General features: G+C 74.4%; 8 protein-coding genes. 2 read left to right on the forward strand and 6 right to left on the reverse strand.

Features of this window, described 5'->3' with window-relative positions; genetic code table 11:
• The first annotated feature begins 134 nt into the window (after positions 1-134).
• A complete protein-coding gene (locus tag ACZ5HG_RS01070) occupies positions 135-5,696 on the forward strand; it encodes a DUF7507 domain-containing protein (RefSeq protein ID WP_464179801.1) in 5,562 nt (1,853 codons plus the stop codon).
• A complete protein-coding gene (locus ACZ5HG_RS01075) occupies positions 5,621-8,173 on the forward strand; it encodes a helix-turn-helix transcriptional regulator (RefSeq protein WP_464179803.1) in 2,553 nt (850 codons plus the stop codon). The genes ACZ5HG_RS01070 and ACZ5HG_RS01075 overlap by 76 nt, the downstream gene beginning before the upstream one ends.
• A gap of 66 nt (positions 8,174-8,239) precedes the next feature.
• On the opposite strand, the gene ACZ5HG_RS01080 is transcribed toward ACZ5HG_RS01075, so the two are convergent.
• From ACZ5HG_RS01080 to ACZ5HG_RS01105, 6 genes are all read right to left on the reverse strand, one after another.
• The gene (locus ACZ5HG_RS01080) at positions 8,240-8,764 is read right to left on the reverse strand and encodes a hypothetical protein (RefSeq protein WP_464179805.1); all 525 of its coding nucleotides are present in this window, start codon (positions 8,762-8,764) and stop codon (positions 8,240-8,242) included.
• Positions 8,761-9,366: a signal peptidase I gene (locus tag ACZ5HG_RS01085; RefSeq protein WP_464179807.1), complete on the reverse strand. Its 606-nt coding sequence runs from the start codon at positions 9,364-9,366 to the stop codon at positions 8,761-8,763. Before ACZ5HG_RS01085 ends, ACZ5HG_RS01080 begins: the two co-directional genes overlap by 4 nt.
• A gap of 25 nt (positions 9,367-9,391) precedes the next feature.
• Positions 9,392-10,003: a hypothetical protein gene (locus ACZ5HG_RS01090; RefSeq protein ID WP_464179809.1), complete on the reverse strand. Its 612-nt coding sequence runs from the start codon at positions 10,001-10,003 to the stop codon at positions 9,392-9,394.
• Positions 10,004-10,008: 5 nt separating this feature from the next.
• Positions 10,009-10,608, reverse strand: coding sequence for a SipW-dependent-type signal peptide-containing protein (locus ACZ5HG_RS01095; protein WP_464179811.1), 600 nt, complete (start codon positions 10,606-10,608; stop codon positions 10,009-10,011).
• Positions 10,609-10,738: 130 nt separating this feature from the next.
• Positions 10,739-11,881 carry a sensor histidine kinase gene (locus tag ACZ5HG_RS01100; RefSeq protein WP_464179813.1) on the reverse strand — a complete coding sequence of 381 codons (1,143 nt, stop codon included), beginning with the start codon at positions 11,879-11,881 and terminating at the stop codon, positions 10,739-10,741.
• Positions 11,857-12,546 carry a response regulator transcription factor gene (locus tag ACZ5HG_RS01105; RefSeq protein ID WP_464179815.1) on the reverse strand — a complete coding sequence of 230 codons (690 nt, stop codon included), beginning with the start codon at positions 12,544-12,546 and terminating at the stop codon, positions 11,857-11,859. The genes ACZ5HG_RS01100 and ACZ5HG_RS01105 overlap by 25 nt, the downstream gene beginning before the upstream one ends.
• Positions 12,547-12,599 lie beyond the last annotated feature (53 nt).

Below are 12,599 nucleotides of genomic sequence, written 5' to 3' on the forward strand. Positions count from 1 at the left end.
GAGCACCTGGGGTGTCCGGATCGTCGGGTCAAGGGCGAGTAGGTGGGCCGTCCACAGCCCACCCTCTTTCAGTTCGGCCCAGGGAGATCCCCGGGTCGCTCCCCGTGATCCCCGACACCGCCGGAGAGCCTCGCGTGACCCAGACGACCCCCCACCACGCGCGCCGGAGCCCCGGCTCCGTGCTGCGCCGATGGAGATCAGGCCCCGCGAGCCTGCTGGCCGCCGGCGCGCTCACCACGCTCACCCCGTCGAAGGCCTCCGCGGCCGCCGGCACCATCACCGACCTCGCCGTCACGGTGGACGACGACGGCTCCGTCGACGCCGCCCTCAGCATCGACGACTCGGCCACGAACGGCCTGGTCGCGACGAACAACCTCGTGTCGATGTCCTGGTCGCTGACCGGCGAGGGCCTGACGGACGCGGTGTTCACCCAGGTCCTGCCCGAGGGCTGGACCTGGGATCCGACCTCGCTGAACAAGCTGACCTCGGACTCCTCGGTCTACAAGTCCTCGTACACGCTCAGCGGCGACGGCCGGACCGTCACCGCGACCATCTCGCTCCCGTCGGACTCGCGCGTCGCGATCACCGGCCTCCGGGCGCAGGCGGGCTCCCAGAGCGAGGGCACCACGCTGGCGGCGGGCGCCACGTACACCCCGGAGCTCGTCGGCACCGACGCCGTCGGCAGCCAGAGCGCGACCGCGGGTGCGCTGACGATCGTCAGCACCCCGCAGATCAGCCTGTCCGCCGAGGGCTCCCTGCTCACGGCACCGACCACCCACGACTTCGGTGGCCGCTCCGAGAGCGCCAGCCTGGTCACGACCTCGCTGCGCTACACGCACCGCAGCAGCGTGCCCGGGCAGGACGTCGACGCGGCGCTCGATCTGCCGCACACCTTCACCATGACCTACGGCGGGCCGGTGGCGGGCGACGTCGCCCTGTGCGGAGCCGACGCGAGCAGCTGGCTGCGGATCTCCTCGGTGAGCGGGCAGACCGTCACGCTGACGATGTTCGCCCAGCCGCCGACGGGTATCAGCGCCGTCCCGGCCAGCCTGTGCCGCTGGTACCCGAAGGACGACGTCCCCCAGTCCCAGGGCACGGCGATCCGGACCACCGTCACCACCGACCAGCCCGCCCTGGCGACCTCCGACGGCACGGTGACGCAGCCGGCGGGCTCGTCCACGAGCAGCTCGCAGCTCTACTACCCGCCGGCGGTGACCACCCCGGACGAGGCCGCCGCGACCGTGACGTCGGCGCAGACCTACTACCGGTGGTCGTCCGGTGCCGCGCCGACCTTCCCGCTGACCAACACCGTCACCTCCGGGTGGACGAACCTGCCCTCGACGGGGGCGATCGGTACCGGTGCCTACCTGGCTGCGAAGACCGAGTTCGTCCCGCCCTACGACACGAACACCCAGGACGTCGTGCCCGCCACCGGGCTGGTCGGCTACCAGTTCTGGGACGCGAGCCTGGCGCAGGTCCTCGACGACCCCGGCTCGATCTGGGTGGGCGTCGGGAGCGGCAGCAACACCACGGCGCTGCCCGCGGACGCCTACACGGTGCAGTTCAGCCCGGGCACGACCACGATCGGGCCGTGGTACGACTCGATCGCCGAGGCCGGGGGCACGGCTGCCGTGCAGGGCGTGCGGATGGCGCTGACCGGCACCTGGGGTGAGGGCCGGCGGACCGACCTGGACAACACCCTGCGACTCGTCGTCCCCCGCGTGGTCGTCTGGGACCAGGTCAGCGCCACGACACTCACGGTCTCCCCGCAGTGGGTCTCCGATCGCGGCAACACCGGCGCCGCCGCTCTGCGCGCCTCCGTCCGCGCGGTCTCCGGCGACCTGACGATCAGCAGCACGCCGACGACCTCGCTGGTCAGCGGCAACCGGATCGAGTACCGGATCTTCCAGGACGTCGCCCTGGCCGTGGGCACCGCGCCCGATGCCGCGCCGCTCGTCGTGCAGCCCGGCCTGACGGTCGTCACGCTGCCGTCGAACATCATCGCGGTGGACTACCAGGCCGCCATCGACCTGGGCTGGTCGGTCGCCTCGTACACCCCCGCCGACTGGGGTGCCGACGGCCTGCCGGCCACCGCGGACGACGGCCACGGCCCGATCATCGCGTTCGCCCACCCGGGCGGGGACGCGGTGCTCGGCGCGAGGTGGAGACCGCAGGGCATCTTCCTCACCGCCGAGACGTCGCTCCAGGCGCCGAGCCCGAGCAAGGTCACCGCCACCGCCGAGAACACCTACGCCACCGGGTCCCGGGGCAGCTGGACGGACACGGCGAGCGTCAAGAACACCATCCTCCAGGTCGACACGCTCACCATGGACGGCACCGTCCTGCGGCCGGTGATCGAGACGAGCGACGACACGATCCAGTTCGACACCAACTGGTACAACTTCGGCAAGGACCCGCAGGCCGGGTCCGGCTACGTCATGGACGTGCTGCCCTATGACGGCGACAGCCGGGGCACCACCACCGACGGCATCCTCACCCTGCGGTCGGTGACCGCGCTGGGCGACGCCCAGGGCCGGACGCTGGAGTTCACCACCACCGCCCCCGGCTCGATCGGGACCCGCGGCGAGGGCGCGACCTGGACCCCGGTCACCGAAGACGCCGATCTGTCCGGTGCCACCGCGGTCCGGGTCGAGCTGGACGGTCTGCCGGCCGGTTCCACCGGCGCGCTGCGCATGGTGCTCGGCGTGTCCGGCCACAGCACCGGTGACGCGTTCGTCAACAGCGGCTCCGGCTGGGTCGGCAGCTCGGTGACCCTGAGCAGCGGCGAGTACACGGTGCGCGTCGCCGAGTCGATCATCACCGGCACCGTCTGGGACGACGCCGACGGTGACGGGGCGCAGTCCTCGGGCGAGGCCGGCATCGCCGGTGTCACGGTCACCGCGACCGACGCGGACGGCGCGGTCGTCACGGCCGTCACCGATGCGGACGGCGGCTACCGCCTCGCGGGGCTGACCGCCGGTGACCAGCGCGTGCAGGTCGACCGGTCCACCCTGCCCACCTCGATGATGCAGACCGGCGGACCCGCGAACAGCACCGCCGACCTCACCCTGCGCTCCGACGAGAACGTCGACGGGCTCGACTTCGGGTACGTCGCGGTGCAGGCCCGGCTCGACCTGAGCGGTGACGCCACCGCCCCGAGCCCGGTGGTCGCCGGCGACGACGTCACGCTGGTCTACACGGTCGCGAACGGGGGCAAAGTCCCGCTGTCCGACTTCGACGTGGCCCTCGACCTCGACCCGGCCCGGGTGACCGGCACCTGGTCCTGGCCCGGCACGCCGGGCGTGCTCGCCGTCGGCGAGAGCGCCACGTACACGGTGACCTACCCGATCGACCAGGCCGAGGTGGACGCCGGTGTGCTGTCGACCTCCGCGCGTGCCACCGGCGACCTGGGCGGCCTGCCGATCGTGTCCGACGCGGTCGACCAGGACGTCCCGCTGGTCGCCGTCGGCTCGCTGGACGTCGCGCTCACCGGCACCGCTGGGACCGTCGCCGTCGGCGAGACCGTGCAGTGGACCGCGGTGATCACCAACACCGGGTCGCTCACCCTCGACGGCGTCGGCATCGACGGCGCCGACGTGACCTGGCCCGTCGGCGTGAGCACGCTGGCCCCGGGCGCGTCGGTCACCGTGACCGGCACCTCCGTGCTGACCCAGGAACACCTGGACACCGGCGCGATCACGGTCACGGCGGACGCCGCCGACGGCAGCACGGTCACCGCCGCGGCCACGGCCGCCGTCGACCTGGGCATGACCGCCGGGACCACGGTCGACCTGACCGTGAACGGCAGCCACCTCGCGGCACCCGGTCTCGACGTGACGGAGGACGACCGGCTGGCCTGGTCCGCCGTCGTCACCAACACCGGCCTGACCACGCTGCACGACGTGACCTACACCGACGACGGGTCGGGGCTCGCCCTGCCCGCCGGCTTCGACGGGACGCTGGCCCCCGGCGCGAACGTGCGGCTCACCACCTCCGGTGCCGCCGTGATCGGTGGGCACCTGGTGACCGCCACGGTCGCCGGGACCGCCGGTCCGAGCGGGAAGCAGGTGACCGCGACGGACTCCGACGCGGTGGCCTACACCGCCGCAGCCGCCACCAATGCCGCGGTGATCGGTCAGGTCCGCCAGGACCGCGCCGGCGACGGCGTGCTGGACGCGGGCGACCTGGGCATCGCCGGGGTCACCGTGACCCTGCTCGACGGGACGGGCACCGCGCTCGGCAGCACCGTCACGGGCACGGACGGCGGCTACCGCTTCGACGGGCTGGTGACCGGTGACTGCACCGTGCGGGTGGACCGCGCCGGGCTCGCCGAGCCGACCGTGCCGACCACGGACGAGGTGTCCGTCACGCTGGCCAAGGGCGAGCGCCGCACCGGCGTGGACGTCGGCTACCGGTTCTTCGTGCCGGCCCGGACCCTCACCGGCCAGGTCACCGCGCTGAGCACCGAGCCGAAGGCCGACGACGAGCTCGACGTCCGGTTCACGCTCACCAACACCGGTGAGACCGACCTGACCGCGGTCGACCTGGACCACGACCTGCCCGGCGGGCTCGTGATCACCGGGTGGGACGGCACGAACGGTGCGCTGGCCGTCGGTCAGCAGATCACCCTCGACGTCCGCGGCGTGATCACGCAGGCGCAGATCGACGCCGTGACGCTGCTGATCACGGCGGGCGCCGTCGGCACCGACCCCACCGGGCCCGAGGCCGAGGCGTCCACCGAGGTCGCGGTCGACCTGCCGTCGGCGTCCGCGCTGACGGTCATCCAGAGCGGTGCCCTGGTGGGTGACGCCGTGGCCGGCGGGACCGTCCGCTGGACGGCGACGCTGACGAACGTCGGGGCGACCACCCTGACTGCGGCGGGCATCACCGAGCAGGGATGGACGCTGGGCACGGTCGGCACCCGGGCCGCGGGGGTCCAGCTCGCGCCGGGTCAGTCGGTCGTCGCCACGGCCGACACCGTCCTGACCCAGGACGAGGTCGACGCGGGCGAGACCCTCTCGCAGGTCACGGCGAACGCCAGCACCCCGTCCGGGACGGGCGTGACCGCGGCCGCGCAGGCCCGCGTCCCGCTGGCCGGCGTGGTCGGCCTCGGGCTGGACCTGCTGCTCGACGGCACGGCGCAGCCGGTGGCCCCGGGCGCGGAGGTCACGGTCGGGCAGCAGCTCGGCTGGACCGCGGTGCTCACCAACACCGGCGCGGTCACCCTGACCGGGCTGACCGTGACGGACGACCTCGTCGCCCGGGCGGGCCTGGTCCTGCCGGCCGGGTTCACCGGCACGCTGGCGCCGGGTGAGTCGGTGCGGGTCATCACGACCTCGGCCGCGCAGGTCGGGCAGACGCAGGCCACGGCCTCCGTCACCGGCAGCAGTGCCGGCGGCCAGCCGGTCAGTGCGGCGGCCAGCGCCTGGTACCACGCACCCGCCCTCGCGTCCGGCGCGGGCACCGCGGGTGGCGGCAACGGCTCGGGCGTCCTCGCGGTCACCGGTGCCGGGGTCGGCGGGGTGGCGCTGCTCGCCCTCGTGCTGATCGGCGTGGGCGCGGTCATCCGCCGCCGGCCTTCCTGCGGTCCTGGTGACCGCCCTGTCCGAAGGAGTCCCGCATGTCGTCCCGCACCGGTGACGCAGTGCTGTTCGAGAGCAACAGAGACGCTCTCGGCGCGGTGCGCCGCTGGCTGACGCTGAACCGTGACGTCATCGTCACCGGCGACGTCGGGTCCGGCCGCAGCCTCCTGCTCGCCGAGCTGCTCTACCGTTCCATCTCGCGCGCATCGGCGGTGCTGCTCCGCGCTGCAGGCGACAGCCCGCTCGCCGCCTTCCTCGCCCAGCCCTCCTTCGCCCAGTCCGGCGTCGCCCCCACCGTCACGGACGCGACCGCCTGGCTGATGGACGAGGTCGGCGGGCACAAGGGCACCCTGCTGGTGGACGACCTGGACCAGCTCGACCCGGCCTCCGCCGCGGTGGTGGCCCGGGTGCTCCGGGCGACCGGTGCCTCCCTGGTGGCGACCACCCGGTCGGCCCGGTTGCACGACGTGCCCGCCCCGCTCGCCCTGCTGGTCCCCGAGCGAGCGCCGGCCGTGGAGCGGCTGGTCAGCCTCGGGTTCGACGGGATCTACCACCTGGTCGCGGAGGAGCTGGGCGGCCCGGTCGACCTGCCGCTGGCCGCGGCGGTGCTGGCCCGCTCGGGTGGCAACCCACGGGTCGCGCTCGCGCTGACCACCGGCGCCCGGCACATCCGGGTGATCGATCGTGAGCGCGGGATCTGGCGCAAGATCGGGCAGTTCGACGACGTCCCCGGCGACGCGGTGATCAACGCGCTCCTCGGCGCGGCGACGGACGAGGAGGTGCGGGCGCTCGAGCTGCTGTCCTGGGTGGGCCCGGTGCGTGACCAGGTCGCCGCGGCGCTGGTCGAGCGGTCCCTCCTCACCCGGTTGCAGGACGTCGGCCGGGTGGTGGAGCACCCGTCGGGTTCGGGGACGGAGGCCACGGTCACGGTGAGCCCGCCGGCGCTCGGCGCCGCGCTGCGCGATCGGGTCGGCCCTGCCGACGCCCACGACATGGCCCGGTTCGTCACCGGCCGGGTCGGCTCCGCGATGCCGCTGCCCTACCTGGTGGAGCGGGACGTCGGCTCGCTGCTCCAGGCGGGCGACCGTCGCGCCGAGCAGGACTACCACCGGTGGTCCACGGAGGTCGCGGACCTGGCGCTCGCCGACGCCGCGGCCGCGGAGGCCGTGCTGCACCGGGAGTGGCAGCTGACCCCCACGGTCCGCGTCGCGAACGCGTACCTCGACCTGCTCATGCGTCGTCCGGCACGTCCCCTGCTGCACGCGGTGCTCACCGGTACCGAGATCACCGGTGACGAGCCGGAGAGCGACCTGCTCCGCTTCTGCCTGCAACGTGCGCGCTGGGCGGCCTGGGCGGGGGTACCGGCCGCCGAGATCGCCGTGCTGCCGTTCGCGGACGACCCTCGGGTGATCCGGGTGCTCGCGGAGCTCACCGAGCGGCGACGCGAGGTGCTGGACGGGGTGATGTCGAAGACCGGGTCCTGGCCTGCGCCGGAGTGCACCGGGATCGCCTGGGTGGACGCCTGGTCCGTCGTGGCGACGGCCGGTGCGCTGCTCGACGCGGGGCGTCCGGACCTGGCGCTCCCCCTGATCGACCTGGTGGGCGAGGGGGCGACCGCGGACGCGGAGCACGACGCCGAGGCGCTGCGCACGCTCTGCCTGCTGCTGCTCGACCGCATCGACGAGGCCGAGAGCTGGGCCCGGAACCTGCTGGAGCAGGCCTACCAGGCACGGGACCTCACCGGCGTCCGGGTGCACGCCGCGGCGCTGACCGAGGTGCTGGCCTTCGCCGGACGCGAGCGCGAGGCGTGGCGGGTGCTGAACACCTCGTTGAGCCTCGGCAGCCCCGGCCCTGCCGGCACGAGCTTCTACCGGCGCGGACTCAGCCTCGGGGCGGCGGTCCAGGCGACCGATCCCGAGGAGAACCTGGTCGAGCCGCTCGCCCGGGAGCTCGACGACGCCCCGAACGCCGGCGGCGTGCTGTGCGCGATGGAGCCCATCGCCCTCGCTGCGCGGGACCGGGAGGCGGGCCACGACCTCGCGGCGGCACGTCGGCTCGACCAGGCCGCCGCCCGGGCGACCGTGGAGAGCCGGGACACCTGCGCGGTGATGCTCTGGCTGGCCCGGGACATGCCGCCGAGCACGGAGATCGTCGAGGCGATCGGCGCGGCGCTGGAACGCGGGCGGATGCCGGTCTTCGAGCCCTACCTGCAGCTGGCCCGCGCGGTGCTCGCCCTGGACACGACCGCGGTCGCGGTCGCGCTGCCCCGGGTGAGCCGGGCGATCGCCCCCGGGCTGGTCGCCCGCGCCCGCGAGGTGCTCCGCCACGGCGCGGAACGACCCGTCGTGCCGGCGGCCCCCGTGGAGGTCGTGCCGGTCGTCGCCACGCATCACGACGATCAGGTGAAGCACCTCACCTCACGGGAGCGCGAGGTCGCGATGCTCGCCCGGCGCGGGCTGACGAACAAGGAGATCGCGGTGCGTCTGGTGATCTCGACCCGCACCGTCGAGAACCACATGGCCGCGGTGCTGAAGAAGCTCGGCGTCAGCAAGCGGTCGGCGCTGCGCAGCTGGACCTTCACCGACGGGTGAGCGGTGGGTGCGTGCCTGCGGCCTGGCCGACGCGCCGCAGCGGTCGACCGGGTGCTCAGCCCTCGATCAGGCGCGGTCGCAGGTCGTCGTGGGTATGCCCCAGTGGGCCGAGACCGTCCAGCGGTAGCTCACCGGTGCCGATTCCCAGCCACCCGGCCCGACCGCGTGCACGGTGGCGGTGCCGGAGACGGTGCCGCCCGCCAGCATCGGCAGGTCGACGCCGAACTTCAGCGTGGTCCGGGCGGCCGGCCAGGTCGAGTCGCCGAGCGGGACCAGCGGCACGCCCTCGTTCTCGCCGGTCTGCCAGGACCAGTCCGCGGGCATCTCGGTGGTCAGCGCCGTGGTCACCCGGTAGCCCGAGGTGGTGAGCCCGTTGACGCCGGGCGACAGGGAGATCACGTGCGGCGAGCGGCTGTGCGGTGTGCAGAGCACGGCGGGGTCCGGCACGATGCCGGCGCTCGCGGCGAGGGTGGCGGACTCGGCGGAGACGAAACCGGCGTCGGTCGAGGTGGAGGCCAGCACCGCCAGCGTGCTCCCGGCCGCGAGCAGCGTCAGCAGAGCAGCGGCGACCGGACGACGTCGGCGGGTCACCGGGGGCCCTCGTCGGCGACCGGCTGCTCGGCCGCCCTGTGCTCCGCGGACGTGGGCTGCGTCGGCGTGGGAGCGGGACCGGCGGGTGCGGGATCCCCGGGGCCGGGCTTCGGCGAGCGGCGCGGCCAGAAGGCGACGACCACCCCCGCGGCGAGGAGCACCGCCACCGGACCGAGCACCGCCGGCTGCTGCCAGCGCGCCAGCACGGGGGCGATCCCGGCGACCGAACCCAGGACGCGTCGCACCGAGCCCACCCGGTAGGGCAGCGGGTCGTCGGCGGAGTTGGCGTCGCCGCGCAGCACGAGGTCCCGGGCGTCCGCGTCGCCGGGGACCGAGCTCACCTGCACCACCCGGTGCGTGACGGGCAGGGTGCCGGGGCGGTCGACGGTGACCACGTCCCCGACCTGGACGTCGGCGGCCGGGATCTCGCGGACCAGCGCGGCCGATCCGGCGGGGATGGTCGGGGACATCGAGCCGGTGCGGAACAGGATCACCCCGAACCCGCACAGCCAGCCGGCCAGCGCGAGCGTCGCGCACAGCACGCCCAGCACCGCGGCGACGGTGAGCAGCAGGTCGGTCAGCGTGCGACGCACGGCGGCCATGGGGCGGGTCCTCTCGGATCGGGGGTCAGTCGGCCTGGACCATGGAGAAGGTCCAGGTGAGCTCGGCGGTCGCGCCCTGGAGGTCGGCGGGAGCACCGGCGGCCATCCGGACCTCGAAGCACAGCCCGACCGCCCCGGCCGCGTCGGCGGGCAGGGTCATGCCGAGGTCGCCCGACAGCGGGCTGTCGGCCGGCTGCCACCAGTCCATGGCACCCATCATGTCCGCGGCGGTGCAGTCGGCGGTCGAGGCGGTGCGAGGCATGACCCGGTACTCGAGCGCGGGCGCGAGAGCGCCGGCCGCGCTGGATCCGGACAGGTGCAGGTGCCCGGACCAGTGCGATCCCGGGGCGGTGCGCAGGTTGAGCCAGGTGTAGCGGGAGGTACCGGCTGTCGGGGCCGCGGCGGTCCCGCCGGGCGCCATCCCGGTCAGGCCCCCGGCCACCAGCACCGCGGAGGCGCCGGGGGGATGCGTGGCCCACTCGGGGGAGCCGGCCGTCTGCGACTGGCTCTGGAACGTGCCGGCGGCGAAGTCCGCGCCGGCGTGCTCCTCGTCCTGCCACGCGGCCGACGTCACGGCCGGAGCCGCCACCGCCGCTGCGAGGAGCAGGGCGGCGGCCGCCACGGAGAGCCGGCGCACGGAGATCAGGCCAGCGGATCGGTGGAGGTACCGGTCAGGGTCCACTCGATGCTGCCGGTCGAGCCCTGGGTGAGGGTGTCGTCGGCGGTCACCTGGAAGCACAGGAACGCGGGCTCCTCGGCGGCATCCAGGCTGAACAGCGACGTGCCGGGGGTGCCGGTGGCGGGCTGGTCGGTCACCAGCGCCGTGCCGGTGGTCCCGGCGTCGCAGCCGAAGGTGTCGGTCTGCACGATCGTGTAGGTCAGGCCGGCAGGGGCGGTGCCCGTGCCGGTGGAGCCGGTCAGCACCACGTCGGCGGCGTAGCCGGAACCGGCGCCGAGCTGCACCGCGTAGGGCGCGTAGGTGGTCGTGCCGGGGGACAGCAGACCGGACTCCGCGTCGAAGGAGATCTCCAGGCCCGGCGAGTCCGGGTTGCTGGTGAAGGTGGTGCCGTCGGCGGACCCGACGAGGTCGAAGCTCCCGGCGGCGAAGTCGCCGGTGCTGCGCTCGGTGTCGGTCCAGGCGGCCATCGTCACCGCCGCGCCGACACCGAGCACGAGGCCACCGGCACCGATCGCGAGCAGCTTCTTCCGGCGGCGGCGGGTGTCGTCGTCGTGGATGGTCATGGGGGAGGCTCCTGCCAGGGTCAGGCGCACCGGTCGGCGCGCAGGGGAGCCCCCAGTGCAGCGCCATCGCCGACCGCTCGACAGCGGCCCTACGTGCTAGCACGCACGCGCGTCGGCGCGGGTGCGCAGATCAGCTCGTCGGGATCCGCACGATCAGCCGGGTGCCGCCCTCCGGGCGCTGCTCCAGGCTCACCGACCCGCCGCGCGGCTCCAGCCGTCCCCGGTGGCGCAGCAGGCCGGACAGGGTCGGGCCCTGCTCGGGCAGGCCGGTGCCGTCGTCGTCGAGCACCGCCGTGAGCAGCGGCCGCCCCGGGTCGTCGGTGACCTCCAGCCGCAGGGCGACCGCGGTGGCGTGCCCGTGCAGCAGCGCGTTGGTCAGGCCCTCCTGCACCGTGGACGCCACCGCGAGCCGGTCGGCCAGGGACAGCCGCTGATCGGCCTCCCGCGCACCCTCGCCGAGGGCGAAGGAGGTCGCCACCGTGGTCGGCAGCCGATCCAGCAGCAGCGCGAGCGCCTGGGTCAGACCGATCGCCAGGCCCGCCGGGAACACCTCCTGGCTGATCGCGCGGACGTCCCGCTCACGCATCTGGTCGACCATCGACGCCCACGCCCGCAGCGAGTCCGCCTGCTCGGGGCGGCCCTCGGCGTCCGCGTCCTCGGCGAGCCGGTCCAGCCCGGCGCCCACGATCACCAGCCGGTTCTGCACCGTGCCGTGCAGGTGCTCGGCGACGTCGCGGCGCAGGGTGGCCTGCTCGGCCTCGGCCTCCGCGAGCGCGGCCCGACCGCGCTCCTCCTCCGCCCGGCGGGCCTGCTGCGCGGCGCGACGCCGGGCGATCAGGTGGCTGACCAGCACCGCGGGGCTTGCGACCACCAGATAGCCCAGCACCGAGATCAGCCGGATCGCCGTCTGCTCCGCCGGGTCGGCGGTGATCGGTGCCACCGCCTCGTCCACCAGGCTCCGCAGCATGCCGAGGGCGACCGAGAGCAGCACCGTGACCAGCAGCTGCACCGCCCGGAGCCGGCGCGCGAGCCCGACCAGCAGGCAGAGCGTGACCAGCAGCGCGCCCCCGGCGAACGTGACCAGGCCGATCACCACCTCGTCCCGCGCGCCGTGCGGGTCTGCGACGTCCAGGGAGTGCCACGACACCCGCACCGCCGCCACCAGCACGGCCCAGATCAGCGCATTGGTCCAGCCCACCACCGCCGCGCCGACGAAGGCGTCCCGTTCCGGCGTGGAGCCGGAGGGTGTCACTCCTCGGCGGCGGGCGCCCATGTCCGACCGGTCTCCCGCAGGAAGCGCAGCACCGCGGCCACGCGCCGGTTCGCCCCGCCGCCCTCGATGCCGAACCGGCGGTAGATCGCGAGCAGGTGGCTCTCCACCGAGCGCGGCGAGATCTTCAGCCGCTCGGCGACCGCCTGGTTCGACAGGCCGTCCGCCACCAGACGCAGCACCTGGAGCTGGGCCGGGGTGAGCTCGGCGACCTCGGTGCCCACCCGGGGCTGGGACTTCTCGACCAGCTCCGGGTCCAGCACCACCCGTCCCTGCGCGGTGGCGATCACCGCCTGCACCAGCACGTCCCGGGCGAAGGCGGACCGCTTGGACAGGTAGCTCCAGGGGTGGTCGACCTCCTCCTGCACCGTCGCGAACACGCCCATCATGTCCAGCGAGGACAGCAGGATGACCCGCAGGTCCCGGTCCTGCCGCTGCAGCTGGAGCCCGAGCGCGATGCCGTTGCCGTCCTGGAGGTTGATGTCGAGCAGCACCACGTCCGTGCTGCCCGGGGTGATCGCCAGCTGTGCCGCCTCGGCGCCCTCGACGGCGTGCACCACCCGGATGCCCGGGACGCGCTGGAGGGTCTGCTCCAGCATGGCGAGCATCAGCGTCTCGTCCTCGACGATGCTCACGCGCACCAGCGACCGCGCCGGCTCGGCCGTCATCGCACTGCACCCCCGACCTGCGCGCGCGCCTCCATGGGCCGACGGTACGGCGT

The organism is Cellulomonas sp. GTC20042, assembly GCF_055389595.1.